This is a genomic window from Pseudomonas fluorescens (genome assembly GCF_902497875.1).
Lineage (GTDB): Bacteria > Pseudomonadota > Gammaproteobacteria > Pseudomonadales > Pseudomonadaceae > Aquipseudomonas > Aquipseudomonas fluorescens_BR.
Genome location: NZ_CABVHY010000005.1, coordinates 39,543 through 64,141 on the forward strand (window position 1 = coordinate 39,543; position 24,599 = coordinate 64,141).

Below are 24,599 nucleotides of genomic sequence, written 5' to 3' on the forward strand. Positions count from 1 at the left end.
TCTTCCGGCTCTCAATGCTTGGTAACAATCTCCTCCAGATGGTCGATGATCTCGTCCGGCTTGAGCACCAGCACATCGCCTTCCAGCGAGTCGAGCACCACTTCCGCGGTATTGCCGATCAGCGCACCTGACAATCCGGTGCGGGCCACCGTGCCGATCACCGTCACTGCGGCCTGCAGTTGATGGGCGGTGTGCGGAATCAACACGTCCGCCGGGCCTTCTTCGATGTGCAGGTGCGCGTCATCGATGTCGAATTCGGCCTGGAACGCCTTGCTCTGCTCGCGGTAGCGGGCTTCGATGGTTTCCCTGAGCTGGAACACCGGGTCGGCTGCCGACAGCATCGGTGACGGATGGGCACTGATGACATGCAGCTGCCCCTTGGCCAGGCTGGCAATGTCGAAGCCGTAATCGACAATTCTGGCGTGCAGGTTGCGATGTTCACCATCGGTGTTGCCGACGTCGATGGCCGCGAGAATCACGCCGCCGGTCCAGGGCTTGGCGGTCTTGACCAGCAACACTGGCGAAGGGCAATAACGCAGCAGTTTCCAGTCGGCGGGAGTGAGCAAGGCCTTTTTCAGCGGGTTATCCGGGAAATGCTGCTTGATCACCAGCCCACAGCCTTCGGCCTGCTGCACGTCGATGATGGTTTCGTGCAGGCTTTCATTCCAGGCCTGTTCGGTGGTGACGCTGTGGCCTTCCTCCTGCAAGCTGCTCTTGAGTACGCTGAGCAGGCCTGCATGATCATGTTTCCTGTCGCACACCAGCAGATGCAGATGCGCCTGGGTGACGCCGGCGATCAACTTGGCGCGTTTGAGGGCGAGGCTTTCCGAATGCTCGGGCTCAATAACCACCAGGATGCTGCGAATGGCTTGCATGATCGGGAATCTCCATAGTGAAAAGACGCTGCGTTGCACAACTATAGTTGCTGTGCGCCAAGCATGATGTTGATGCACGTCAAGTCAGCCGACTGGTGGTCTGCGGCGCGGCCGGTATAATCAGCGCCCTTCGCTGTGAACCTTTCTCTCGTGAGCCTCATGTTACTGATCGCTGAAGTCGCTACCGTCCTGCCTTGCCACGCTCCTGAACTTGCGGAAACGTGCCGATGATTCTTCCGGAAATTCACGAGTTCCTCGGTTGCCGCACCCCCGATGGCTGGATCCGGGCCGCGCTGGCGGATCAGCAGACCCTGCTGATCGACCACAAGAACTGCGAGTTCAAGGCCGCCAGCACCGCGCTCAGCCTGATCGCCAAGTATCACTCCCACGTCGACCTGATCAACCTGATGTCACGCCTGGCCCGGGAAGAACTGGTCCACCATGAACAGGTCATGCGCCTGATGAAGAAGCGCAAGATCGAACTGCGCCAGCTCTCCGCCGGGCGTTATGCCTCGGGGCTGCGCAAAGTGGTGCGCAGCCACGAACCGGTGAAACTGGTGGATACCCTGGTGGTCGGGGCCTTTATCGAGGCGCGAAGCTGCGAACGCTTCGAAGCGCTGGTGCCGCATCTGGATGAAGAGCTGGGCAAGTTCTACTTCGGCCTGCTGAAAAGCGAAGCCCGGCACTTCCAGGGGTATCTGAAACTGGCTTACCAGTACGGCGACGCCAAGGACATCGCCCAGGTGATCGACAGGGTCAGGGCGGCCGAGCAGGAGTTGATCGAGTCTGCGGACGTCGAGTTTCGCTTTCACAGCGGCGTGCCCTCGTTTCCGTAGGAGTTGCCGCAGGTTCGGGCCGCGTTCGGACGATCTTTTGATCTTGCTCCCGATTGCCTATCGGCTCAAGCCAAGCCGCTCATGCCACTGGGCGATGGATTCTTCGGGGTAGACCTCGAACTGCTGGTCGCCGCGGTGCGCCTCGACCTCAACCCAACCGGCTTTCGAACCAAGCAGCAGATGCGTATGTTCCGGCGGCACCGGCAGTGGTGTGTCGATGGCCGAGGCGAACGGATGGATCAACTCCGGCCACTCGGGGCTGAACAACCAGAGCGCACTGCCGCACAGCTTGCAGAAGTGCCGCTCGGCGGTGCTGCGGTGGGCGCGGCTGTCACCTTCATTTTTCAAGCGGGCGTGATAAATCGCGATCTGCTTGCGGCCGCGGACTTTCAGGCTGTTGCTTTCACCCCCCAGGTTGATCGCATAACCCCCACCGCCCTGGGTCTTGCGACAGATCGAGCAATAGCAGCGCTGGTAAGGGTAGGGATGGGCACTGTTGAGGCTGAAACTGACCGCACCACAATGACAGGAACCTTCGAGCTGCATGGGAACCTCCGACAGGGCAATTGGCGTTCCCCTGACAGCCTAGTCGCTCCGGGCTTTCAGGTTACGCCGGCGGCGCCGACTCCGGCATCAAGGTCGCGATCAAGGCGCGAATGGTTCCGGGCAGCGCCTCCAGTTCGCGGACAATGATGCTGCGTTCGCGAATCGCCCAGGCTTCGTCCAGCTTCACGGTGACCAGTCCCATGGTCCGGCTGTGCCGCACGGCGGCTGACTCGGGAATGATGCCGATCCCGACCCCGGCTTCGACCATGCGGCAAACGGCTTCGAAACTCGACACCTGAATCCGCAATGACAGCTGCTTGCCCAAGCGTTCGACATGTTCGCGCAGGAAGGTCAGCAAGGTACTGCCTTCGTGCAGGCCGATGTGCTGATAGGCCAGGGTTTGTTCGAAAGTGACCGACTGTTCGCTGGCCAATGGGTGGTCGACCGGCACCATCAACACCAGGTGGTCGGTGCTGAAGTGCAGTACTTGCAGGCCGCTGGCTTCGACCGGCCCGGCGATGATGCCCATGTCGGTGGTGCCGTCGAGTACGCCACGGACGATGTCGCGGGACAGGCGCTCCTGCAGATCGACCGTGACCCCTGGTCGTTGCGACAGGAAGCCGGCCAGCACTTCCGGGAGAAATTCGGTCACTGCAGTGGTGTTGGCGAAAATCCTGATATGCCCGGCGGAGTCGGCGCCGTACTGGGTGAACTCGCTTTTCAGGTAATCGACCTGGCGCATGATCAATCGTGCGTGTTGCAGCAGGCGCTCGCCGGCCGGGGTCACCTCGACACCACGGCTGTCACGATACAGCAGCCGGGTCTCGAGCTGACCTTCGAGCGCCTTGATCCGCGCACTGGCCGCCGCCGGCGAAAGAAAGGCGCGCTTGGCGCCTTGAGTCAGGCTCGGCGATTCGGCGATATGGATAAACAGGCGCAAATCAGCCAGATCGAAGTGCATATTCGACTCCCGCGTGGGTTGTTGGCGTTCAGCATAACCGAACGCTGGATTATTGAAATGCAGATTCTCAGAACGGTTGTCGGCTTGCATGATCCGGACAGAACAATAACTGCACGAGGACATGACCCGATGAGTGCGACAGCTCCAACTGCCTGGATCGGCCGAACCGAAGAAGCGCACGACCAGTTGAGTCACAACCTGCTCAAGCGCATTGCCGCGACCTTCGGCGAGCCAACCCCGGCCCATGGCGAAGCACTGCCGCCACTGTGGCAGTGGTGTTTTTTCCAGGAGCCAGTGCCGGAGACGGCATTGGGTACCGATGGCCATCCCGCCCGCGGCGGCTTCCTGCCTCCGGCCGAAAACCGCAACCGCATGTGGGCCGGCGGGCGTATCGAGTTCTTTGAAGCGCTACGCGCCGGACAGGATGCGACGCGCTTGTCGACGATCACCCGGATCGAAGAAAAAACCGGTCGCACGGGCTCGTTGTTGTTCGTCACCGTGCGCCACGACTACTCCCAGCAAGGGCGGCTGGCGATTCGCGAAGAGCAGGACATCGTCTATCGCGAACCCACCCCACCCAAGCAAAGCAGCGGTGAAGCCCTGATTCAAGGCGACTGGCGCGAAGTCGTCGAGCCGACTCCGACCCTGTTGTTCCGCTACAGCGCGGTGACCTTCAATGGCCATCGCATCCATTACGACTATCCCTACGTCACCGCAACCGAAGGCTACGGCGGCCTGGTGGTGCACGGGCCAATGATCGCGACCCTGAATCTTCGGGCGTTCTGCCGCGCCAATCCAGCAGCCAACCTGCGCCGGTTCTCTTATCGCGGCTTGCGTCCGTTGATCGCACCGCAACCGTTCGAAGTCGGCGGGCGAATCGTTCGTCCTGGTGTCGCCGAACTCTGGGCCGGCAACGAAGGCGGTCTGGCGCAGCGCGCAGAAGCGCTGTTCGACTAACGCTGCTCAACCAACTGCTGCACAAAATAACAGGCGGAGAGCCACTTGATGAACCCGAACGACAACGAAGAACTCAATGCCATTCGCGAAGGCGTGCGTGCCCTGTGCGCTGATTTCGATGGGGCTTACTGGCGCAAGATCGATGAACAGAAGGGCTTCCCCGAAGCCTTCGTCAAGGCCTTGACCGACGCCGGCTGGCTGTCGGCGATGATTCCCACCGAGTACGGCGGCTCCGGCCTGGGTCTGGCCGAGGCCTCGGTGATTCTCGAAGAAGTGAACCGCTGCGGCGGTAACTCCGGCACGGTGCATGGCCAGATGTACAACATGTTCACCCTGCTGCGCCACGGCAGCGAAGCGCAGAAGCGCTTCTATCTGCCGAAGATCGCCGCCGGTGAATTGCGCCTGCAATCGATGGGCGTGACCGAGCCCACCACCGGTACCGACACCACCAAAATCAAGACCACCGCGATCAAGCGTGGCGATAAGTATGTGATCAACGGCCAGAAGGTCTGGATCTCGCGGATCCAGCATTCGGATCTGATGATCCTGCTGGCGCGTACCACACCGCTGGCCGAGGTGAAGAAAAAATCCGAGGGTATGTCAATCTTCCTGGTGGACCTGCGCGAGGCCATCGGCAACGGTCTGACCGTGCAGCCCATCGCCAACATGGTCAATCACGAGACCAACGAGCTGTTCTTCGACAACCTGGAGCTGCCCCTGGACAGTCTGATTGGCGAAGAGGGCAAGGGCTTTCGCTACATCCTCGACGGGCTGAATGCCGAGCGCACCCTGATTGCCGCCGAATGCATTGGCGACGGTCGCTGGTTCATCGAAAAAGCCAGCGCCTATGCCCGTGACCGGGTGGTGTTCGGCCGACCGATTGGCCAGAACCAAGGGGTGCAGTTCCCGATTGCCGAAGCCCATATCGAGATCGAAGCCGCTGACTTGATGCGCTGGCGCGCCTGTGAGGAATACGACAGCGGCGTCAACGCCGGGGCCAGTGCCAACATGGCCAAGTACCTGGCGGCCAAGGCCTCGTGGGAAGCCGCCAATGCCTGCCTGCAAACCCACGGTGGTTTCGGTTTCGCCTGCGAATACGACGTCGAGCGCAAGTTCCGCGAGACCCGTCTGTATCAGGTCGCGCCGATCTCCACCAACCTGATCCTGTCTTATGTGGCCGAGCACCTGCTCGAGCTGCCACGCAGCTTCTGAGGTCGCGACCATGAGCCATACCCAAGCCCTTGCCGGATTTCTCGCCGACTTGCAGTACGAGCAGCTTCCGGAGTCTGTCCTGGCGCGTACCGAAGACCTGTTTCTCGACTGGCTCGGTTCTGCGCTGGCCAGCCAGGATGCCCATCCGATTCCGCTGTTCGAGCGTTATGCGCAACACATGGGCCCGGCCAGTGGGCCGGCGCAGATTATCGTTAGCGGTCGCAGCAGCTCGGCGTATTTCGCCGCGCTGGTAAATGCCGCTTCGTCCCACCTGGTGGAGCAGGATGACCTGCACAACAGCTCGGTCCTGCACCCGGCAACGGTGGTGTTCCCGGCGGCGCTGGCGGCAGCCCAGGACCTGGGAAAATCCGGTCGTGACCTGCTGCTGGCCGCGGTGGCCGGCTATGAAGCGGGGATTCGCATTGGTGAATTCCTCGGCCGTTCCCATTACCGGACCTTCCACACCACGGCGACAGTCGGGACCCTGGCCGCCGCGGTGGCGGTGGGCAAATTGCTCGACTTCAATCAGGAACAGTTCATCAATCTGTTGGGCACCGCGGGTACTCAAGCCGCCGGGTTGTGGGAGTTTCTGCGGGATGCGGCGGACTCCAAGCAGCTGCACACGGCCAAGGCCGCTGCCGATGGTTTGCTCGCGGCTTATCTGACCCGGGACGGGCTGACCGGTGCGCGCAATATTCTCGAGGGTGAGCAGGGCATGGCCGCGGGCATGTCCAGCGATGCCTGCCCTGCAAAGCTGTCCGATCGCCTCGGCAGCCGCTGGGCGCTGGTGGAGACCTCATTCAAGTTCCACGCCTCGTGCCGGCATACCCATCCGGCCGCCGATGCGCTGCTGGATCTGATGCAGCGTGAAGGCCTGAGTCACGAGCACATCACGGCTGTCGAAACCCGCGTGCATCAGGGCGCCATCGATGTGCTGGGGCGCGTGAGCGTGCCGCAGAGCGTGCATCAGGCGAAGTTTTCCATGGGCACGGTGCTCGGACTGATTGCCGTGCATGGCAAGGCCGGACTGACTGAATTCCATGAGCTGGCACTGAGCGATCCGGCGGTGTCGGCCTTTCGCGGGAAAGTCAGCATGACCCTCGACCCTGAAGTCGACGGGGCCTATCCGCAACGCTGGCTGGGGCGGGTGGTGGTCACCACCACCGACGGTCGCACCTTGTTCGGTGCCATTGATGAACCCAAGGGCGATCCAGGTAACAGCCTGACGCGGACCGAACTGGCCGACAAGTTCTTGCGGCTGGTGCAGTTCTCCGCTGCTCGCACACCTGAACAAGCCGTCGTGCTGATCGGCAAAGTCTGGGATCTGCGCACCGTCGAGCTTATGAATGAATGGCTCTGACAGGGACCGAGGTAAGACTATGAACGTACAACCAAGAGCGAAACCGCGACCACTCGACGGCATCACTGTGGTCAGCCTCGAACATGCTATCGCCGCGCCATTTTGCACCCGGCAACTGGCCGATCTCGGCGCGCGGGTCATCAAGGTCGAACGCCCTGGCAGTGGTGACTTTGCCCGGGGCTACGATGAGCGGGTGCGCGGCCTGGCCTCGCATTTTGTCTGGACCAACCGTTCCAAGGAAAGCCTGACCCTGGACCTCAAGCAGGACGAGGCGGGGGCGATCCTCGATGGCCTGCTCGGTCAGGCGGATGTGCTGGTGCAGAACCTGGCTCCAGGCGCGGCGTCGCGCATGGGCCTGTCCTTCGAGGCGCTGCATGAGCGCTTCCCGCGGTTGATCGTCTGTGACATTTCCGGCTATGGCGAAGGAGGCCCTTACGAAAAGAAGAAAGCCTACGACCTGCTGATTCAGAGTGAAGGCGGCTTCTTGTCGGTGACCGGCGGGCCGGGCGAGGACGACCGGGCCAAGGCCGGTTGCTCCATCGCCGATATTGCAGCCGGCATGTATGCCTACAGCGGCATTCTGTCGGCGCTGTTGTTGCGAGACAAGACTGGCGAGGGCAGTCGCATCGACGTCAGCATGCTGGAGAGCCTGGTGGAGTGGATGGGTTACCCGATGTACTACGCCTTCGATGGCGCACCACCGCCGCCGCGAGCGGGGGCCTCGCACTCGACGATTTATCCCTATGGACCGTTTCCGGCCGGGGACGGCGGCACGATCATGCTCGGATTGCAGAACGAACGTGAATGGGCGGCGTTCTGCGACAAGGTCCTGCTGACGCCAACGCTGGCCGTCGATGAGCGTTTCTCGGCCAACTTCACTCGTTCGGCCAACCGCGATGCATTGCGCCAGATCATCGTCGACAGCTTCTCGACACTGACTGTGGAGCAAGTCAGTGCGCGCCTCGAACAGGCGCAAATCGCCAATGCCCGAGTCAACGACATGCAGGGCGTCTGGGACCACCCGCAGCTCAAGGCCCGCGACAGCTGGCGCGAGATCGACAGCCCGGCGGGCAAGTTGCCGTCCCTGTTGCCACCGGCGCGCAATGCCGCGTTCGAACCGAGGATGGACGGGGTGCCGGGGCTGGGAGAGCACAGCGCGGCGATTCTGGCCGGGCTGGGTCTGTCGCCGGAAGCGGTCGAGCAATTGCAGGCGCGCGGGGTGGTTTGAATACCTTTGTGGCCCCTATAAACAATAAGGAAACCAAACCATGCCTCAACCCATAGTCCGCTCCGCATTGTTCGTCCCTGGCAGTCGCCCCGAGCGTTTTGCCAAGGCGTTGGCCAGCGGCGCCGACGCGGTGATTGTCGATTTCGAAGACGCGGTAGAAGAACCGCTCAAGCGCCAGGCCCGTGAAAACCTCGCGCAGTTTCTCCAGAGCAACCCCCAGGCGTGCGTCTGGGTGCGGGTCAATGCCCCGGAGCATGCCGAACACCCGGCCGACCTGGCGTTTTGCAAAGCCCGGCCGGGGGTGGTGGGGGTGTTGTTGCCCAAGGTTGAAAGCGCGGCACAGATCCGCGTGGTGGCCGCGACCGGTAAAGTCATCTGGCCGATCATCGAAAGCGCGCGCGGGCTCCTGGCCCTGGCCGAGATTGCCAGCGCCCGGCAGGTCGAGCGGCTGTCTTTCGGTGGCCTGGACCTGGCGCTGGATCTGAACCTGAGCAGTGGTTCGCCGGCGGCGCAGTTCGCCCTGGATCAGGCGCGACTGGCGGTGATCGTGCACTCCCGCGCAGCCGGACTGGTCGCGCCGCTGGACGGTGTGCATCCAGCCATCGACGACCCCGAAAGCCTTCGCCAATCCATTCGTCATGCCTACGAAATGGGATTTTCCGGTGCGCTGTGCATCCATCCCAAACAAGTGACGGTGATCCATGAAGCGCTTGCGCCGAGTGCCGAAGACCTGGCCTGGGCTAAACGTGTGGTGGACGCCGGCAGTCACGGCGCCGGGGCCTATCAGATCGATGGGCAAATGGTCGACGCGCCGGTGTTGCTGCGGGCGCAGCGGTTGTTGGCGTTGGGCTGAATTTACCAAGGGTTCCCTCACCGCCTCAGCGACGACCGGGAAGCAACGCGTTCGGCCCAGACGAACGCGGGTATCGAACATTCGAAATTCTCTATACACGCAGCTTCAGGCAACTTGCCTGACAACATAAAAATAACAAGGTGATTACCATGCTCAAGCTGTCTCGGGCGCTGTTCTGCGCCGCCGCATTGCTGACCGCCGGTTTCGCTCAAGCGGCAGACCCCATCATCATCAAGTTCGCCCACGTGGTGGCGGAAAACACACCCAAAGGCCAGGGCGCCTTGCTTTTCAAAAAGCTTGCCGAAGAGCGCTTGCCGGGCAAAGTCAAAGTCGAGGTCTACCCCAACTCCTCACTGTTCGGCGATGGCAAGGAAATGGAAGCCTTGCTGCTGGGGGATGTGCAGTTGTTGGCACCGTCCCTGGCGAAATTCGAGCACTACACCAAGAAAATCCAGATCTACGACCTGCCATTCCTGTTCGATGACCTCGCTGCGGTCGATCGTTTCCAGCAAGGTGACGGTAAGCTGCTGCTGACCGCCATGCAGGACAAAGGCATTCTCGGCCTGGCGTATTGGCACAACGGTCTGAAGCAACTATCGGCCAACAAACAACTGCTTGAACCCAAAGATGCCCGTGGCTTGAAATTCCGCGTGCAGGCTTCCAGCGTGCTCGAAGAACAGTTCAAGGCGGTGCGCGCCAACCCGCGCAAGATGAGTTTCGCCGAGGTCTACCAAGGCCTGCAGACCGGTGTGGTGAATGGCACCGAGAACACTTGGTCGAACTATGAAAGCCAGAAGGTCAATGAAGTGCAGAAGTACTTCATGGAGACCGATCACGGTCTGATCGACTACATGGTGATCACCAATACCAAATTCTGGACCGGGCTGGCCCCGGACATGCGCAGCGAGCTGGAAAAAATCATCGCCGAAGTCTCGGTCGAAGTGAACAAGCAGGCCGAAGCCCTGAACCAGTCCGCCAGACAGAAAATCATCGACTCCAAAACCAGTCAAATCGCGTCCCTGACTCCTGAGCAGCGCAACGAATGGCGCGAGACCATGAAGCCGGTGTGGAAGAAGTTCGAAGGCGATATCGGTGCCGATCTGATCAAGTCTGCCGAAGCGTCCAACCAGGCGCAGTGATCGCAGGCACGGCCGCTTCGTTCGAAGCGGCCGTTATCCGCAGCTTCTCATTGGCTGCACTCTACTCGCACATTGGCGGAGAACCTCAATGCACACGCTGAGGCGGTTCTGGGAACATTTTGAAGAGGCGTTCATTGCCTTTCTGCTGGCGGCCATGACGCTGGTGACTTTCGTGTACGTAGTGCTCAACAACCTGTACCCGCTGTTTTACTCGATTGGCGATGCCTGGCAGGGCGGCAGCGCCTTGTTCCTTGGCATCGGCGACTGGCTGATGGGCCTGGCGCAGGAGATGGCCTGGAGCGTGTCGCTGACCAAGTTGCTGTTTGGCTGGCTGATCTTCTTCGGCATTTCCTATGGCGTGCGCACGGCCGGTCATCTGGGCGTGGATGCGCTGGTAAAACTGACATCCAAGCCGATGCAGCGGCTGCTCGCGGTCATCGCCTGCCTGTGCTGCATGGCCTATGCCGGACTGTTCATGGTCGCCAGTTTCAAATGGTTGATGGCGTTGATCGATGCCGGTATCGAAGCCGAGGACCTCGATCAGTTCGGTATTCACCTGTCGCATATCGCGATGATCGTACCGATCGGTTTCGCCCTGGTGCTGATCCGATATCTGGAAATCATGTGGCGCATTCTCATGCACGGGCAGATCAACCTCGGTCTGGCAGATGAAGCCGCCGAAGCCAGCAAACTGGCCAGTCATAACGGGGATCAGCACTGATGGCCATTCTCTGCCTGTTTTTATTGTTGTTCGTGTTCATGTTTCTCGGCGTTCCGATCGCCATTTCCCTGGGGCTGTCCGGTGCGGTATCGATTCTGTTGTTCAGCCCGGACTCCCTGAGTTCACTGGCGATCAAGCTGTTCGAAACCTCTGAAGCCTATACCTTGCTGGCGATCCCGTTTTTCCTGCTGTCCGGTGCCTTCATGACCACCGGTGGAGTAGCGCAACGGCTGATTGATTTTGCCAACGCCTGCGTCGGGCACATCCGGGGCGGCCTGGCGATTGCCGCGGTACTGGCTTGCATGCTGTTCGCCGCATTGTCCGGTTCGTCGCCGGCGACGGTGGCGGCGGTGGGCTCGATCGCGGTAGCAGGGATGGTGCGTTCCGGGTATCCGAAGGAATTCGGCGCCGGGATCATCTGCAACGCCGGGACCCTGGGCATTCTGATTCCGCCGTCGATCGTGATGGTGGTGTATTCGGCGGCCACCGAAACCTCGGTCGGCAAGCTGTTCATGGCCGGCGTGATTCCGGGGCTGTTGCTGGGGTTGATATTGATGGTGACGATCTACATCGTCGCGCGGATCAAGAAACTGCCGGCGCAACCTCGAGTGTCGTTGCGGGTGTGGCTGGCCACGGCGCGCCGGGCGTTCTGGGGCTTGCTGTTGTTGGTGATCATCCTTGGCGGGATCTACAGCGGCCTGTTCACCCCGACCGAAGCGGCGGCGGTGGCGGCGGTGTATTCGGCCTTTGTCGCGCTGTTCATCTACAAGGACATGCGCCTGCGCGATTGCCCGAAAGTGCTGGTGGAGTCCGGGCGGCTGTCGATCATGCTGATGTTCATCATCGCCAACGCCATGCTCTTTGCCCACGTACTGACGACCGAACAGATCCCCCAGGAAATCACCGCCTTCGTGATCGATGCCGGGCTGTCGCCCATCGGCTTCCTGTTGATGGTCAATGTGGTGTTGCTGATCGCCGGTAGTTTCATGGAGCCATCGGCCATCGTGCTGATCCTTGCGCCGATCTTCTTCCCGATTGCCATGAAGCTGGGCATCGACCCGATTCATCTCGGGATCGTCATGGTGGTGAACATGGAAATCGGCCTGGTGCATCCGCCGGTGGGCCTAAACCTGTTCGTGACCTCGGCGGTGACCGGTCTGACCCTCGGCGAGACCATCCGCGCGGCTATGCCGTGGCTGATGATTCTGCTGGCGTTCCTGGTCCTGGTGACTTACGTGCCGTTCATCTCGCTGGCGTTGCCTGCGTGGTTGGGAATGTAGCTGACCGGCTGACTGAAACAAAAAACCCGCCACCCTCACAAGAGGGGGCGGGTTTTGTCTGTCTGCCGGGGAGGTCGAGGTGAGTGTTGGGCCTTCCACTCGGCATATTGCCCGGGCATGCACACTGCGCAAGGTCGATAACCGGCGGCACGCGCGGTGGCCTCGTCGAGAAAGAACACGCGCTGGGCCACGTAACCGCCCCGGGCAATCGCGCGCAAGGCGGCGGGGCAGTCCAGGCGACCGTAGATCCGTGATCGGCGATGACCGCCGAGGGTCCCGGGTTCAGCACTTTGCACGGATTGGCCCTGGGGGCCGAGCAACAGAAACGGGCGGCTCAACGGCTGGGCACTCGCCACAAATACCAGGCTGCCACGGTTCGGTAGGGGCTCCAGGGCTGACCGAGGTCGATCATCTGTTTGCGGGTCGGCTGTTGTTCCAGGCCTTTGAGACGGCGATAACCGTCACGCACGCCAAAGTCGTCGGCGGGCAGGATGTCCGAGCGTTCCAGGGAATAGATCAGCAGCATTTCCACGGTCCAGCGACCGACCCCGCGTAGGCTGGTCAGCCTTTCGATCAGCGCTTCGTCGTCCATTTGCAGTGCGCTCGGATAGTCCGGGACCACGTCATTGAGTGCGGCCTGGGCAACGCCCTGAATCGTCGCGATCTTGCTCGCGGAGAAACCACAGGCTCGCAACACGTCAAATTCCGTTGCCAGAAGCTGCTCGGCACTCGGGAAGTCCTGTTGCGGAAAAAGCGCCAGCAAACGCCCAAGAATCGCATCGCCCGCGCGGGCATGCAGTTGTTGATAGGTAATTGCCCGCACCAGTGCTTCCCAGGGATCACGAGCCGGTTTTGGCTGGTGCAGGCATGGGCCGATGGCGGCGATATGCCGCGCCCAGTCCTCGTCGATCGAGGCCAGGAATGCGCTGGCGTGAAGGTAAGTGTCGGGCATCGGGATTCCTGAGACGGGCATTGGCTACCCCATGCAGTCTGAACCTGAGGCAGCAGAGCCGCACCCCGTCTCTTGCGTTCAAACTTTATGCAGCGCAGGCACGGTCGGTACCTGCCGACATAGCCTGCTCAGGCGCGACGCGCCATCAGCAATACCGACGCGGCAGCCGATAACAACCCGGCGCAGCAGCGGTTGAACATGCGCTTGCCACGCGGTTCGGCGAACCAGCGCCGCATGTGCAGACCCATATAGGCGTAGGCGCTGATAGCGATCCATTCCAGGCACAGGAACAACACACCGAGTACCGCGAACTGTGGAGCGACCGCTTGTGTCGAGTCGACGAACTGCGGCAGGAACGCGGTGAAAATCAAAATGGCTTGCGGGTTGCCTGGACTGAACGAGATATTGCATCTGCAGTGCGCCTCTGATGAAGGACCGATATCGGCCAAAAGCGGACCTTCCCCCGATCAATCGTAAAATGGACGCGTTGCGCATACCACCAACGCGCCCAGACGATCACGATAACCAAAGAAACGACTCAGAAGATCAAGGCCGGACTACGCGCATTGTCAAAATCCTCTTGGACAAGCAAGCCAAACGTCTGGATGGCTACCGCCCCAAAAAGCGCCAAGAACCCCATTCGCCAAGCGAACATGCGCCAGCGGTAAAAGCCAGTGCGAGCATAACGACGCTATAGATTACGGCAAGATAGCGAAGCCTAACGTCTACATAGTGCGTAATAACCGAACCACTTAGATAGCCTTGGTAAAGCTGGATACCCATTATGGCGCAAACGCAGAACATGAGCCCCTGGAAGGCGAGCACAGCTGTGACAATCACAATAACGGTGGGTGGCCGGTCTGGGGAGTTCCGAATCTCACCTGGCGACAAACCGTTTGATGCAATCGCGACCTGGTTACTTAATGCTGTGCGGATAACATCAGACAGCCATGCCTGAACGGCGTGAGGCCTGGATGGCTCGCTACAGACCGACGAAAGAAGGTTGTTTTTTAGGACTTTTCGACACTTATATGTGTGGTTCAACTTCGCAAAGTTATCAAAACTGGTGGCACATCAATCCGTTCGGAAAGGATGTGCCACCAATGCCCTTGAAAGACCCCAACTACCTTAACGCCAAGCCACCGGACAAGGCCTGCCGCCTTTATGACGAACAAGGCCTCTGCCTGGAAGTGCATCCCCATGGCGGCTCATGGCAAATCCTGGCAGGGCGATGCTGACTCTCCCTCCCGCTGAAGCACAAGTTCTGCCAGCAATCTGAACTCTTGCAGCAGACCGCGGACATAAATGATCTGGTTGATTGCCCAACGCTCCTCCTCGGCCATCATCTGCTCCAGCGTAAAACCTTCGGGCAGTGAGGTTTGACTCATCTCTCGGTAAGGAATAATGGGGTCTTCGTCCTCGTCCACGTGGCGGAATGCGGGGGCGATATAGTGGTTTTCCTGCTCCAGGATAAAGGCAATGACTTGGGGCCCATTCTCTCCGAGCATCAACAGCTCGAACAACATACGGGCATTGGGCAGGTCATCCTCGGCACTGCCCTGTAGCACGCCATAGTGACCGACTCCATTTTCCTCGGGAACGACACGCACACCTTTCATGTGCACTTGCCGGATATGCGCAGCCAAGGTTTTCAGAGCCGTTAACGGTTGTTCGGCGGCGTTGATCATATTGCCGAAATCGAACAGCACGTGCAGGCGCGGATGATTGATGCGCTCGAGCAGCGTGACAATCTCGCTACTTTTCAGCTCTTCATGCTGTTCAAAGTCAATGTAGAGGTCATACCGCTCGGCTTGTTTGGCGAGGTAGTGCAAGTCCGATTCGATGGTTTCTAAAACCTCGGAAAGCCGTCCTCCATAGCGCGAGTAGACGCGGATGTTCTGCAACCCCATCACATACGCCACCTCAACCACCCGATCCACGTCCGCCTTTTGGGTACTACTGATTTCCAGGTGGATGGCCAACCCCAGCGCCTCGGCCCTTCGGCTGACAATGCGCAGTTGATCGTCGCTCATCTGCTGAAGACTGCGCTCTTCGCCATCCAGCAGATGAATGCTGATGCCGTCGAGTGCATGACGATAGGCGAAATCCAGCAGGTCAATCGGCCGGTATGTACCATAGGTCAGCTTCATCAGCTGGGGGTAAGCATGGGCGAACAAGCGCAGGCTATCGAGTCGTTCAAGCAGCTTGCTCGCCAGCGCCGGGGTTAGCCGAGGCACCGGCAGGCCCGCTGCTTTGTGGCGCAATAATGCATCGAAGCGCGACTGGATCAACGGCATGCCGCCCCCTGGGTCTGACCTGTGACGCTGTGCTCATCTTGCGCCAACTGCCAGTCATACTGTCGCCATTGATGCTGGTCGGAGACCTGTTTCAGCGCTGGCGCGGGGTTGACGACACACGCATGCTGGACCGCGTGCAATAGCGGCAAATCATTCACCGAGTCACTGTAGCCATAGCTGCCCTGCAAGCTGTTGCCATGGTTCTGCAGCCACGCCTGCAAGCGCTCCACCTTGCCTTCCCGAAAACTGAGTATCCCTTTAGTCGCGCCGGTAAAATTGCCAGCTACCTGTTCAAGCTCGATGGCGATCACCTCGCTCACGCCCAGCATGGCCGCGACACGGCGGACGATAAAGTCAGCCGTCGCGGAGATGATCAATAGCTTGTTTCCCTGTTGGCGATGCCACTCAATTTGCCGACGCGCGGCTGGATATATGCGGGTGGCAATGATGCTGGAGACAAAGTCATCAGCCCATCGCTCCACTTCGCTGACGGCCACCCCAGACAACGGTTGGAGCGTAAAGTCCATGTACTGCGCCATGGAGAGTTCGCCCAGATAATAGGCTTGCATCATCGCCTGCTCGGTGACCAGCATGTCAGCTGCTGCCACACCGCGTTGCACCAGATAGCGCAGCCAGAGACTGGAGCTATCGCAATCGATAAGGGTGTCGTCCATGTCAAAAATAGCCAAAATCGTCATGCGACCTCCTGCAGCTCTTCACGATTGAACAGCAGATCAAGCTGCGCGCCAGCCGGCAGCAAGGATCCTGAACTGCGATTGAGCATATCGACCATCAACGAGCAGCCTTGCGCATCGACGTGGTAACGAATGACGTTGCCGAGCAGTTGATGGTGACGGACCGTGGCGCGGCACGGCGCCCCCAGATGTGGGCCATAGCTGCGGCCGGCTTGTGCTACATGGATCGCTTCGGGCCGGATTGCCAGTTGTCCTTGTATGCGCAGGCCAAGCAATTGTTCCGCCTGGCGGGCATCCAGCAGGTTGTAGCTGCCCATGAAGCGCGCTACAAAACCATTGGCTGGACGGGTGTAGATTGTCTCGGCGCTCCCCTCCTGCACGATGCGACCGCCATCCATGACAATGATGCGGTCGGACAGCATCAGCGCTTCTTCCTGATCATGGGTCACGAAAATGGTCGTCAGTTTCAGCTGCGACTGGATCCGTCTGATCTCTTCCTGCAAGTTTTTGCGGATGCGTGCATCCAGTGCCGACAGCGGTTCATCCAGCAACAGGATGCGTGGCCGCACCACCAATGCCCGCGCCAGGGCGACACGCTGACGCTGGCCGCCGGAGAGCTGACTCATGAATTTGTTCTCGTGCCCCTGCAATTCAACCAGGCGCACCGCTTCGGTTACGCGTTGGAAGGTTTCATCGACAGAAACGCCCTGCATTTTCAGGCCGAAGGCAATATTGCCCATCACCGTCAGATTCGGAAACAGCGCATAACTCTGGAATACCATGCCGATGCCACGTTTTTGCGGAGCAACATGGGTAATGTTATTTCCCGCCACATGGATTTGGCCGCTATCGACTTCAGTTAAACCGGCGATGCAGCGCAACAAGGTCGACTTGCCGCAGCCACTGGGGCCGAGCAGGGTCACCAGTTCGCCTTCCTTGATATTGAAATGGATGTCGTCAAACACGCGGGTCTTGCCCGAGCCCTTGCCGAAATGTTTCGACAAGTTGGATACTTCAAGATAATTCATCGCACAGTCCTATCGACTCAAGCGGGTGGCAATCCAGGTCACGACCAGCGTAAATATGAAATAACTCATCACCACGGCACTCACAAAATGGCCGCTGGTGGAGCGCACGGAATAGAGGTAGACGTTCAAGGTTTCGTAACGGCTGCCAACCAGTATGTTGGCGAACACGAACTCGCCCAGTAGGAAGGAGAATGAGAGAAACAAGGCTGCCATCAATCCCTTGCGGATATTCGGCAAGACCACCCGTAGAAAAGCAGCGGGAGTACTTGCCCCCAGCAGATGCGCCGCATCCATCAGGTCGCGCACGTTCAGCCCTTGCAGACCATTGGCGAGTGCCCGGTACATGAACGGCAGAACAATCGTGAAATAACACCCTATCAGTACCCACGGCGTGCCAATCAGCGGTAACGGGCCGTCGGCATAAATCTGCAACAAGCCCACCGACGAGACCACAGGCGGCACCGCGAACTGGATCAATATCAGGATGTTCATCCAACGATCCAAGTGCGGGAAATAATAGAACACGACAAATGTGGCAGGCACGATGACCACTGTGCTGAAGGCCAATGTGCTCAGTGCAATCAACAGGGAGTGGCTAAATGCGGTCAAGAAGCGCGGCTCTTGCCACAACTTGAGATACCAGTCGAACGTCAGCCCGTCGGGTAATATCGTTGCACCCCAATGCTGGGAAAATGAATAAATCAGGGTCGCCAGAACAGGGACACTGAGTAGAGCCATCAAGCCATACAGCACGAACTGGTGATAACGGTTAGTGTGCATGGTAGCTTCTCTTTATAAAGAACTGGTTGACCATCGACACGAACACCAGCATCGCCACCAGAAGCACGGACAGTGCTGCCGCCAGATTTGGTTCCAGAGAAATGTCCCCAGCTACCAGGCTGGAAATGCGGATGGTGACCAGGTTGTAGTTGGAGGTCATCAGTGCGTACGCACTGGCATACGCCCCCATGGCATTAGCCAACAACAAAATGAACGTACCGAAAACCGCCGGCAGCAGCACCGGCAACGCAACCCGGCGCCAGTAACTGGCGCGGCTGGCACCCAGCAAAGAGGCGGCCTCTTGCCAATCGTCCTGCAGCGCATCAAAGGCTGGATAGAGCAACAGTACTGCCAGCGGTATCTGGAAATAGCTGTAAATCAGCGTCAGCCCGGTCTGCGTGTATAGATCAAAATCAGTCAGCCAACCCCATTGCCGCAAGAGCAAAGTCACGGCACCATTGGTTCCCATCACGATAATGAAGGCGAATGCCAATGACACCCCACTCAGGTTGCCCGCCATATTGGTGAATGCCACCGTTATGTCGCGAACAGTGCAATCCACCCGTTTCAACGAAGCGGCGGCCACCAGCGCGATGGCTAATCCAATCAAGCTGGAGCAGACGGAAACCCAGAGGCTGTTGCCAAAGGCCTGACGGTAAAACGGGGAGTTCAGGATTTCGCTGAAGTTCGCCAGCGACCAAGCGCCATCAACCTGCACGCTGTTGATCAGCAGCCATGCTGTCGGCGCCAGTGAAAACAGCGCCAATACACATAACAAGGGCAACAGGACCAGCGCCGCCCGCCAGTGGCGAAAGCGTGGATAATGCCGGGTGTCGATAGTCACTGGGGTTGCCAGCGGGTTCGATGCAGCTGTCATACGACTAGCAACTCCGTGTTCCTTGGGTTTTGATAAGTGATAGCGGGGCACCGCGGCAGTAAAGCTTTAGTGCGGCCAATGCCCCGAACACTGTTCTAATGGCCACCTCTAAAAACCGTAGTGAACGAGTAACGTTCGCGCAGTGGTTTGTCGAGGTGGCCTAACGCGACTGGCATTACTTGTTGTAAATCATGACTTGTTCTTGCCACTGCCGCGGTATGGCCTTGGTGGTCGTCTCCCACGCCACGAAGTCCTGGATCGGTTTGGCGTTGTTATATTGTGCAGCAGGCAACATCTTGTCCTTTACATCCTGTGGCAGAACGACGTTGCTACGAATCGGACGCGCGAAACCGCGGGCCAGGTTAATCTGGCCTGCATCGCTGAAGATGTATTCACGCACCAGTTTGGCGGCGTTCGGATGCTGCGCGTACTTGTTGATCAGGGTTGAATAGCCGGCACTCACGCTTCCATCTTCGGGAATGGATACCGTGAACAAGGATGGATCAATCTTGTCGCGGTAGCCCAATGAGGTGAAATCCCATAACAGCGCGACTTCCACTTCACCTTTTTCCAGGTTGGCAATACTCGCATCGGTCATGGAGAGCCGCCCTTGTTTAGCCAGCTCGGCAAACAACTTATACGCAGGTTGCAGATTCTTTTCGTTGCCGCCATTGGCAATCGCCGCTGCCAGCAACGCACTGTTGGCCTGCGCCGAAACACCCACTTCGCCTACGGTCACCTTATAGTTGCCTTTGAGCAAATCGCCCCAGGTCTTAGGCGGATTCTTGACCAGCTTGTTGTTGCTGATGAAGGAAATGGTCCCACTGTAAGCCACTACCCAATGACCGTCTGCGTCTTTGGCCCACGCTGGAATTTCGTCCCAGTTAGTCGGCTTGTAGGCTTGGGTTACACCCTTCCTGACGGCAATCGGGCCGAAAGATTGGCCAACGTCACCGATGTCACCTGATGCATTCGATTTCTCGGCTTCGAATTTGGCGATTTCCTGCCCGGAACTCATGTCGGTATCCAGGTGCACCAGGCCATATTTTTGCGTGATCTCGGCCCACGTGTCCTTCCAGTTCGCCCAGTTGTCCGGCATACCCAAACTATTGACCGCGCCTTCTTTTTTGGCTGCGGCGACTAAGACATCCAGGTCCGACTGCGCGTACGCACTAGAAACTGCAATCGACAAGGCACCTGCAAGCAAACTCGTAATCAGCATTTTTTTCATAGGATAGTCGTGTGGTATAGACCAGATTGGGGCGGAAACTGGATGCTACCCATAAAAAATGACCGAAATGTGACACTTGGGACGCTCCGACTCAGTCCCCTAATGCGATGAAATATGCGTAAGCACCTGACCGAGATAGAACAGGGCTGTCGTTGCGCCAAGGAACGTCTGTCGATGCCACGCTCATTCACCCGCCCGGCTCGACTAGGAACAACGAAGGTAAGCGCGATCCCAAGATGCACCAGAGCGCAAACGCGGACGAAGGTCGAGCACCCGCTCCGGGTGATCAAACGTCAGAGGGGCAGTGGGCCAGGTGTGCCCGAAGAGAGTCCGTTGAGTCTCGTAAAGGGAATGAAATCATGAACTGGGATAATATCAGCGCTCAAAAATCATCCAGACCATCACCGTGACAGAAAAAATCACCACCCAAGCTGCCACCATCTATCACGCCTTGGCAACGCAAATCATCAACGGCACGCTGGCGTCCGGTAGCAAGCTCCTTTCCGAGCGAGAGCTGAGCGAGCTGTTTTCCACTACCCGCATCACGCTCAGAGAAGCCCTGCAAAGAATGGAAGCGGAAGGATCGATCTATCGGGAAAGCAGGCGCGGCTGGTTTGTTACCCCACCCCGACTGGTATACAACCCCTTCACAAATTCGCTGTTCCACCAGATGGTCGAAAGTCAGGGGCGCAAGGCGCTCACACAGGTCATTTCGACCAGTACGGAATTGGCGAGCCCGGAGTTATGCCTGAAGTTGGCGGTGCTGCCGTTAAGCATGCTGCACTGTATACGCCGTCTACGATCAGTCGATGGGCGCCCCGTGATGTTTGTAGAACATTATCTGAAACCAGAGTTTTTCCCGGACATATTGAAACTGGATCTGACTCAGTCGCTGACATTGATTTACCGAAAACACTATGACATCCATTGCGGCCGCGCCACTTTTGATATTTACCCGACCGCGGCACAGGCCAGCGTGGCGAATTATCTCAATCTGCCAGAAGGCAGTCCGCTGTTAATGATCATTCGCGTCAACTATGATCAACATGGACAGATTCTTGATTGCGATCGCGAGTTCTGGCGCCATGACGCAGTCCGAATTTCCATGGATAGCCAAACACTGCATTCTGACAAGGTAGCTTAACCATCCTCATGGTTGAACGGATGATGCATCCAGTGCCCCCTATTAGGAACTTTCCGAACAAGTCCCCAATTGTGATGACATACGCGCTCACCACCTGACCGAGCCGCCCATGAGTCATTTGAGCTTTTCCGACTTCGAGTACGCCGGCAAGCGCAAACAAACCCGCCGCGAACGCTTCCTCGCCGAGATGGAACAGGTGGTGCCCTGGAGCGGTTTGCTCGCGCTGATCGAACCGTATTCCCCCAAAACAGGCGGTGGTCGAAAACCTTATCCGCTGGAAACCATGCTGCGTATTCATCTCCTGCAGAACTGGTTTGCGCTGAGGGACCCGGCGATGGAAGAGGCGCTCTATGAAATCACTTCGCTGCGCCAATTTGCGCGGCTTACCTCGAGTGCCCCGATCCCAGAAGACACTACGATCATGAATTTCCGGCACCTGCTGGAGAAGCACCTACTGGCGGCGGGAATCTTCGCCGTGATCAATGGGTATTTGCAGGAAAAGGACTGTCAAGGGTTCGCGGAGGCGTTTTTACACACACTGGGTCGAATCCGGCAGTTCGCCAGTTTTACCAGATAAAGGGAACTCAAGCGGGTGATCCACCACTCACGAGGCCAACGCTTTCAGTGCAATGACCTGCATTCATCCCACGCAACTTAGGCCTGTCTCAATCCGTGGTCGAATGTCAGCAAAGGGTCCAGGCTGTGTGAAAACGTTTTAGAGCAGGTTTGACGGTCAGAACCGGAACGAAAATCGCGTTCCTGCGCAAATTTCAGGTCTGGCTGACCAACCAAACGCTGGCAGATTTTACGCAGCAACGCAGACTTCAAAACGGTGCATGCGTTTTCACACAGCCTGGGTCGATTGCAGCCCCTCGTGACAGGCGGAAATCGACCCAAAGTGGGCATGCGACCGTTTCAGGAGCCATGTCTGCGTAGACTGCCCTTGCCGGTTTTTCTCTTGAGATCCCCCGTCCCAATAGCGTTCAGCATTTGCTGGAACGTCGGGCATTCGATATGACGGGGAGCAGGGCAGGACGCAGCACGACGAAGCTCGTCGCGTATGGCACTGAGGCGCTCGATGGTGCGGTCCAGTTCGTCAGCCTTTTCTGCAAGCCGCTTGTGATCAATGGCAGGCTGACCGTCCGCGTCCAGCATGGCGGCGATATCGTCCAATGAAAACGCCGCAGATTGACCGAGCGCGATCAATGACAGCCGCTGGAGTACATCCGCACGAAATACGCGGCTCAGGCCACGACGACCTATCGAGCGGATAAGACCTTTTTCTTCGTAGTAGCGCAGGGTTGAAGACGGCAGACCGGAACGTCGTGCCACTTCACCGATATCCATCTCTTTCATGCTTGACCTCAAGTCGACTTGAACTTGCAGACTGCCGGGATCAAACCGCCAAAACAGGCTGAAGGCAAGGGGAAATACCATGGGAGTAGGTGAGACGGTACTGCGCATTCTGTTCGTTGGAATGGGGGCCACGCTGATCATGGACGTATCGGCTTTTATTCAAACGCGAGTATTTGGCTTGGCGTCGATTGACTATGGGCTCGTCGGTCGTTGGTTGGGCCACATGTTACAAGGGCGGTTTCGTCACGCCTCGATTGTGACTGCGCCCCGTGTCCGGAATGAACGCCTGGTTGGTTGGGTGTTCCATTACATCACTGGCAGCGTCTTCGCGATGGTGCTCTTCGGTGCCCAAGGGCTTGCTTGGATCTGCAACCCCTCTCTGATGCCCGCGCTGGTGACTGGCTTGATCAGTGTGATTGCACCTTTCTTCATCATGCAGCCCGCGTTCGGTTTTGGCATCGCCGCTTCGAAGACAGCGGCACCGAACGTGGCAAGGCGCAGAAGTGTCATAGCTCATCTGACGTTCGGAATCGGGCTTTTTGGGGCTGGGTGGCTATTGATGCTGCTCTTTCCTGCGCCGCTATGCCTAGGGTGAGCGCCTGTGGGATAGCGGTGGCGCTCAGGCCCTGAATGTCTGCTTCTGGCCATGCCTAATACTGCACAGATGGAAGCGTCCATTTTTGTCCGCTTTTGGCCGATCCCTGCCTTTCACCACAGACCGTTTTCGACCCCAAGCGGGCGAGCGCGGGGTCTTCTTGAGACCTCATTCAATCAGACATAGATGACGGTCGTTGACTGTTGCTTTGTAGATATACTGTTTGCGATTTTTTCCATCATCGGACATCGGACCCATCACGGATGAATGCGCACTTCCGCTCCCTTCTCAGAACTGGCCTGTTGGCCTTTTCCGCTGTCGTGCACGCTGCCCCGCCGCCTATCGAACAGGCCCCCAACGATGTCGAGGGTTATATCCAATGCGTCCAGGACGCCTACGCCGCCAACCGCTGGCAAGCAGGAACAATTGCCGAATGTCGGGTGAGCAATCCGGCGGTGCGCTCCCTACGCGAAGGCGACTATGTGTCGGTTACCTTCACTCGCGCTCAGAACGACCTCTACGAGCAGTCACGAACACAGTGGATCAACTTCGACAAGGCCCTGAAGGTGCAGCTTCTCTCCAAGAAGCTTGGCGAACTATTCCAGGCCGCCAACCCGGTGACCGCCTATTCGTTCCAGCGCGTGGCCAGCGACCTCGACACGCGATTTGCCGAACTCAACGAAGCCCCCTTTAGTTGGTATCCAGCATCAAAAACGCCATACACCACAGTCAGCGGCTTGTCCCTAGCGCCACTGCACAACGCCGAACTGGCACAGTTCACCCGCTGCTTGGAAAACGCCACGGCACGCCTGAACACATCGAGCATCAGCCGGATGGCGTTCGATACCAACGCAACGGCTTGCTCCGGGGAAATCGCTGCTCGCAACATCGATGGCAGTAAGGCTTTGTACCAGCCACAGGCCTTCAGTTCAGTGACCGAGCAAGTCTGGGCACAGATCGCATCACAACAAACCCACGTCCAGGAAGCAGAGCGCCAGCGCTTGGCTAAGGAAGAGGCCGAGTCATGGCCAAACCGGCTCAAGGTTCTGTTGAAGCAGGCATTCATCTGGGTGCTGGTGATCGGTGGGTTGTTCATTGCATGGACAGTTGTGCGCAACGTTGCGAACACCACTTCGGTACAAGGTATTGGCCGCAGTCGCCGCGAGCATGATGAGGATGACGAGTACGAAGATCGCCAGCCACGTGAGCGCAAACCGGTGGACAGGAAACCGGACCTCAACACCTTTACCCTCAAACACCGCAAGATCAGTGCATTGACGACCAAGCACCTATGCGCCAGTTGCACCTATTGGACTGGGCCGCGTACGCCGCACCCGGTAAACGGTGACCCTTACGTCAAACATGATGCAGTGGGTAAATGCGTGAAGAAGCGTGCCGGCTCCCCGTACGGCATGAAACGTCACAGCGACGGTTTTCACTGCACGGATTATTCGGATATAGGCTATTGAACGAACCCGGAGTTGGATGCTTCGGACCAACGGCAGCTTGGTTTTTTTTGCCAGACTCAACCGACTGCTTTTGGCCGGTTCCAGCCCTCCACGACAGACGGCAATCGGCCAGGAGCTGCCGTTCAACGTCTATAGAGGCACGGACAGATTCGATGTCTGCATCCTAGCGACCAACACCTGAACAACTACGCCGACGTAGGGCATCCA

Annotated in this window: 25 protein-coding genes and 3 pseudogenes; 15 read left to right on the top strand and 13 right to left on the bottom strand. The window is 58.5% G+C overall.

Annotated elements, in window-relative coordinates:
• Nucleotides 1-11: 11 nt before the first annotated feature.
• Entirely contained in the window at nt 12-875 is an 864-nt protein-coding gene (locus tag F8N85_RS05995; protein WP_150802747.1) for a universal stress protein, read from the bottom strand.
• 227 nt (nt 876-1,102) lie between these two features.
• On the opposite strand from F8N85_RS05995, the gene F8N85_RS06000 reads away from it, so the two are divergent.
• Nucleotides 1,103-1,711, top strand: coding sequence for a tRNA-(ms[2]io[6]A)-hydroxylase (locus F8N85_RS06000; protein ID WP_150802748.1), 609 nt, complete (start codon nt 1,103-1,105; stop codon nt 1,709-1,711).
• A gap of 57 nt (nt 1,712-1,768) precedes the next feature.
• On the opposite strand, the gene F8N85_RS06005 is transcribed toward F8N85_RS06000, so the two are convergent.
• On the bottom strand, nt 1,769-2,257 hold the full coding sequence (locus F8N85_RS06005; protein WP_150802749.1) for a GFA family protein: 489 nt from the start codon (nt 2,255-2,257) through the stop codon (nt 1,769-1,771).
• A gap of 61 nt (nt 2,258-2,318) precedes the next feature.
• Nucleotides 2,319-3,218 carry a LysR family transcriptional regulator gene (locus F8N85_RS06010; protein WP_150802750.1) on the bottom strand — a complete coding sequence of 300 codons (900 nt, stop codon included), beginning with the start codon at nt 3,216-3,218 and terminating at the stop codon, nt 2,319-2,321.
• A 129-nt stretch (nt 3,219-3,347) separates the two neighbouring features.
• Here F8N85_RS06010 and F8N85_RS06015 point away from each other — a divergent pair, with 129 nt between their 5' ends.
• From F8N85_RS06015 to dctM, 8 genes are all read left to right on the top strand, one after another.
• A complete protein-coding gene (locus F8N85_RS06015) occupies nt 3,348-4,175 on the top strand; it encodes a MaoC family dehydratase N-terminal domain-containing protein (RefSeq protein ID WP_150802751.1) in 828 nt (275 codons plus the stop codon).
• A 48-nt stretch (nt 4,176-4,223) separates the two neighbouring features.
• On the top strand, nt 4,224-5,387 hold the full coding sequence (locus F8N85_RS06020) for an acyl-CoA dehydrogenase family protein (RefSeq protein ID WP_150802752.1): 1,164 nt from the start codon (nt 4,224-4,226) through the stop codon (nt 5,385-5,387).
• 10 nt (nt 5,388-5,397) lie between these two features.
• Nucleotides 5,398-6,747: an MmgE/PrpD family protein gene (locus F8N85_RS06025; RefSeq protein ID WP_150802753.1), complete on the top strand. Its 1,350-nt coding sequence runs from the start codon at nt 5,398-5,400 to the stop codon at nt 6,745-6,747.
• A 19-nt stretch (nt 6,748-6,766) separates the two neighbouring features.
• Entirely contained in the window at nt 6,767-7,975 is a 1,209-nt protein-coding gene (locus F8N85_RS06030; protein WP_150802754.1) for a CaiB/BaiF CoA transferase family protein, read from the top strand.
• A gap of 40 nt (nt 7,976-8,015) precedes the next feature.
• Nucleotides 8,016-8,828 carry an HpcH/HpaI aldolase/citrate lyase family protein gene (locus tag F8N85_RS06035; RefSeq protein WP_150802755.1) on the top strand — a complete coding sequence of 271 codons (813 nt, stop codon included), beginning with the start codon at nt 8,016-8,018 and terminating at the stop codon, nt 8,826-8,828.
• A gap of 149 nt (nt 8,829-8,977) precedes the next feature.
• Nucleotides 8,978-9,967 (top strand): TRAP transporter substrate-binding protein, encoded by a 990-nt coding sequence (locus F8N85_RS06040; protein ID WP_150802756.1) that lies wholly within the window; start codon nt 8,978-8,980, stop codon nt 9,965-9,967.
• 88 nt (nt 9,968-10,055) lie between these two features.
• Nucleotides 10,056-10,688, top strand: a complete 633-nt coding sequence (locus F8N85_RS06045; RefSeq protein ID WP_150802757.1) for a TRAP transporter small permease — start codon at nt 10,056-10,058, stop codon at nt 10,686-10,688.
• Nucleotides 10,688-11,968 (top strand): C4-dicarboxylate TRAP transporter large permease protein DctM, encoded by a 1,281-nt coding sequence (gene dctM / locus F8N85_RS06050; protein ID WP_150802758.1) that lies wholly within the window; start codon nt 10,688-10,690, stop codon nt 11,966-11,968. Before F8N85_RS06045 ends, dctM begins: the two co-directional genes overlap by 1 nt.
• A 35-nt stretch (nt 11,969-12,003) precedes the next feature.
• Here dctM and F8N85_RS06055 read toward each other — a convergent pair whose 3' ends face one another.
• From F8N85_RS06055 to F8N85_RS06065, 3 genes and pseudogenes are all read right to left on the bottom strand, one after another.
• Nucleotides 12,004-12,306, bottom strand: a complete 303-nt coding sequence (locus F8N85_RS06055; RefSeq protein ID WP_191636124.1) for an Ada metal-binding domain-containing protein — start codon at nt 12,304-12,306, stop codon at nt 12,004-12,006.
• Nucleotides 12,303-12,920: a DNA-3-methyladenine glycosylase family protein gene (locus tag F8N85_RS06060; RefSeq protein WP_150802760.1), complete on the bottom strand. Its 618-nt coding sequence runs from the start codon at nt 12,918-12,920 to the stop codon at nt 12,303-12,305. The genes F8N85_RS06055 and F8N85_RS06060 overlap by 4 nt, the downstream gene beginning before the upstream one ends.
• A gap of 128 nt (nt 12,921-13,048) precedes the next feature.
• Nucleotides 13,049-13,309 (bottom strand): annotated as a pseudogene (locus F8N85_RS06065) (LysE family translocator); the annotation flags it as partial.
• 714 nt (nt 13,310-14,023) lie between these two features.
• Here F8N85_RS06065 and F8N85_RS35410 point away from each other — a divergent pair.
• Nucleotides 14,024-14,158, top strand: a complete 135-nt coding sequence (locus F8N85_RS35410; protein ID WP_263596369.1) for a hypothetical protein — start codon at nt 14,024-14,026, stop codon at nt 14,156-14,158.
• Here F8N85_RS35410 and F8N85_RS06080 read toward each other — a convergent pair.
• The 6 genes from F8N85_RS06080 to F8N85_RS06105 all read right to left on the bottom strand — a co-directional run bounded on the left by F8N85_RS06080 (nt 14,129) and on the right by F8N85_RS06105 (nt 19,828).
• A complete protein-coding gene (locus tag F8N85_RS06080; RefSeq protein WP_150802761.1) occupies nt 14,129-15,217 on the bottom strand; it encodes a sugar phosphate isomerase/epimerase family protein in 1,089 nt (362 codons plus the stop codon). The genes F8N85_RS35410 and F8N85_RS06080 overlap by 30 nt on opposite strands.
• Complete coding sequence (locus F8N85_RS06085) at nt 15,208-15,915, bottom strand: HAD family hydrolase (RefSeq protein WP_150802762.1); 708 nt, start codon at nt 15,913-15,915, stop codon at nt 15,208-15,210. The genes F8N85_RS06080 and F8N85_RS06085 overlap by 10 nt, the downstream gene beginning before the upstream one ends.
• Nucleotides 15,912-16,940 (bottom strand): ABC transporter ATP-binding protein, encoded by a 1,029-nt coding sequence (locus tag F8N85_RS06090; protein ID WP_150802763.1) that lies wholly within the window; start codon nt 16,938-16,940, stop codon nt 15,912-15,914. The genes F8N85_RS06085 and F8N85_RS06090 overlap by 4 nt, the downstream gene beginning before the upstream one ends.
• A gap of 9 nt (nt 16,941-16,949) precedes the next feature.
• Entirely contained in the window at nt 16,950-17,720 is a 771-nt protein-coding gene (locus tag F8N85_RS06095) for an ABC transporter permease (RefSeq protein ID WP_150802764.1), read from the bottom strand.
• Nucleotides 17,710-18,597: an ABC transporter permease gene (locus F8N85_RS06100; protein WP_150802933.1), complete on the bottom strand. Its 888-nt coding sequence runs from the start codon at nt 18,595-18,597 to the stop codon at nt 17,710-17,712. Before F8N85_RS06100 ends, F8N85_RS06095 begins: the two co-directional genes overlap by 11 nt.
• Before the next feature lie 175 nt (nt 18,598-18,772).
• Complete coding sequence (locus tag F8N85_RS06105) at nt 18,773-19,828, bottom strand: ABC transporter substrate-binding protein (protein WP_150802765.1); 1,056 nt, start codon at nt 19,826-19,828, stop codon at nt 18,773-18,775.
• 143 nt (nt 19,829-19,971) lie between these two features.
• On the opposite strand from F8N85_RS06105, the pseudogene F8N85_RS06110 reads away from it, so the two are divergent.
• The 3 genes and pseudogenes from F8N85_RS06110 to F8N85_RS06120 all read left to right on the top strand — a co-directional run.
• Nucleotides 19,972-20,091, top strand: a pseudogene (locus tag F8N85_RS06110) (IS5/IS1182 family transposase); the annotation flags it as partial.
• A 143-nt stretch (nt 20,092-20,234) separates the two neighbouring features.
• The gene (locus F8N85_RS06115) at nt 20,235-20,972 is read left to right on the top strand and encodes a UTRA domain-containing protein (protein ID WP_191636125.1); all 738 of its coding nucleotides are present in this window, start codon (nt 20,235-20,237) and stop codon (nt 20,970-20,972) included.
• A 109-nt stretch (nt 20,973-21,081) separates the two neighbouring features.
• Nucleotides 21,082-21,474, top strand: a pseudogene (locus F8N85_RS06120) (transposase); the annotation flags it as partial.
• A gap of 413 nt (nt 21,475-21,887) precedes the next feature.
• On the opposite strand, the gene F8N85_RS06125 reads toward F8N85_RS06120, so the two are convergent.
• Nucleotides 21,888-22,328: a helix-turn-helix domain-containing protein gene (locus F8N85_RS06125; protein ID WP_150802767.1), complete on the bottom strand. Its 441-nt coding sequence runs from the start codon at nt 22,326-22,328 to the stop codon at nt 21,888-21,890.
• A 79-nt stretch (nt 22,329-22,407) separates the two neighbouring features.
• Between F8N85_RS06125 and F8N85_RS06130 the strand changes: the two genes are divergently transcribed.
• Together F8N85_RS06130 and F8N85_RS06135 are read left to right on the top strand one after the other, a co-directional pair.
• The gene (locus F8N85_RS06130) at nt 22,408-22,923 is read left to right on the top strand and encodes a DUF2938 domain-containing protein (RefSeq protein ID WP_150802768.1); all 516 of its coding nucleotides are present in this window, start codon (nt 22,408-22,410) and stop codon (nt 22,921-22,923) included.
• A gap of 302 nt (nt 22,924-23,225) precedes the next feature.
• Complete coding sequence (locus tag F8N85_RS06135; RefSeq protein ID WP_150802769.1) at nt 23,226-24,392, top strand: hypothetical protein; 1,167 nt, start codon at nt 23,226-23,228, stop codon at nt 24,390-24,392.
• Nucleotides 24,393-24,599 lie beyond the last annotated feature (207 nt).

What these genes read in the sequence shown, in the direction of transcription:
- F8N85_RS06025 (WP_150802753.1), top strand. Translation starts at nt 5,398, where the DNA reads ATGAGCCATACCCAAGCCCTTGCCGGATTTCTCGCCGACTTGCAGTAC.
- F8N85_RS06105 (WP_150802765.1), bottom strand. Translation starts at nt 19,828, where the DNA reads ATGAAAAAAATGCTGATTACGAGTTTGCTTGCAGGTGCCTTGTCGATT.
- dctM (WP_150802758.1), top strand. Translation starts at nt 10,688, where the DNA reads ATGGCCATTCTCTGCCTGTTTTTATTGTTGTTCGTGTTCATGTTTCTC.
- F8N85_RS06080 (WP_150802761.1), bottom strand. Translation starts at nt 15,217, where the DNA reads ATGCCGTTGATCCAGTCGCGCTTCGATGCATTATTGCGCCACAAAGCA.
- F8N85_RS06035 (WP_150802755.1), top strand. Translation starts at nt 8,016, where the DNA reads ATGCCTCAACCCATAGTCCGCTCCGCATTGTTCGTCCCTGGCAGTCGC.
- F8N85_RS06030 (WP_150802754.1), top strand. Translation starts at nt 6,767, where the DNA reads ATGAACGTACAACCAAGAGCGAAACCGCGACCACTCGACGGCATCACT.
- F8N85_RS06010 (WP_150802750.1), bottom strand. Translation starts at nt 3,218, where the DNA reads ATGCACTTCGATCTGGCTGATTTGCGCCTGTTTATCCATATCGCCGAA.
- F8N85_RS06100 (WP_150802933.1), bottom strand. Translation starts at nt 18,597, where the DNA reads ATGACAGCTGCATCGAACCCGCTGGCAACCCCAGTGACTATCGACACC.
- F8N85_RS06090 (WP_150802763.1), bottom strand. Translation starts at nt 16,940, where the DNA reads ATGAATTATCTTGAAGTATCCAACTTGTCGAAACATTTCGGCAAGGGC.
- F8N85_RS06085 (WP_150802762.1), bottom strand. Translation starts at nt 15,915, where the DNA reads ATGACGATTTTGGCTATTTTTGACATGGACGACACCCTTATCGATTGC.
- F8N85_RS06040 (WP_150802756.1), top strand. Translation starts at nt 8,978, where the DNA reads ATGCTCAAGCTGTCTCGGGCGCTGTTCTGCGCCGCCGCATTGCTGACC.
- F8N85_RS06005 (WP_150802749.1), bottom strand. Translation starts at nt 2,257, where the DNA reads ATGCAGCTCGAAGGTTCCTGTCATTGTGGTGCGGTCAGTTTCAGCCTC.
- F8N85_RS06000 (WP_150802748.1), top strand. Translation starts at nt 1,103, where the DNA reads ATGATTCTTCCGGAAATTCACGAGTTCCTCGGTTGCCGCACCCCCGAT.
- F8N85_RS06060 (WP_150802760.1), bottom strand. Translation starts at nt 12,920, where the DNA reads ATGCCCGACACTTACCTTCACGCCAGCGCATTCCTGGCCTCGATCGAC.
- F8N85_RS06125 (WP_150802767.1), bottom strand. Translation starts at nt 22,328, where the DNA reads ATGAAAGAGATGGATATCGGTGAAGTGGCACGACGTTCCGGTCTGCCG.
- F8N85_RS06130 (WP_150802768.1), top strand. Translation starts at nt 22,408, where the DNA reads ATGGGAGTAGGTGAGACGGTACTGCGCATTCTGTTCGTTGGAATGGGG.
- F8N85_RS05995 (WP_150802747.1), bottom strand. Translation starts at nt 875, where the DNA reads ATGCAAGCCATTCGCAGCATCCTGGTGGTTATTGAGCCCGAGCATTCG.
- F8N85_RS06015 (WP_150802751.1), top strand. Translation starts at nt 3,348, where the DNA reads ATGAGTGCGACAGCTCCAACTGCCTGGATCGGCCGAACCGAAGAAGCG.
- F8N85_RS35410 (WP_263596369.1), top strand. Translation starts at nt 14,024, where the DNA reads ATGCCCTTGAAAGACCCCAACTACCTTAACGCCAAGCCACCGGACAAG.
- F8N85_RS06095 (WP_150802764.1), bottom strand. Translation starts at nt 17,720, where the DNA reads ATGCACACTAACCGTTATCACCAGTTCGTGCTGTATGGCTTGATGGCT.
- F8N85_RS06045 (WP_150802757.1), top strand. Translation starts at nt 10,056, where the DNA reads ATGCACACGCTGAGGCGGTTCTGGGAACATTTTGAAGAGGCGTTCATT.
- F8N85_RS06020 (WP_150802752.1), top strand. Translation starts at nt 4,224, where the DNA reads ATGAACCCGAACGACAACGAAGAACTCAATGCCATTCGCGAAGGCGTG.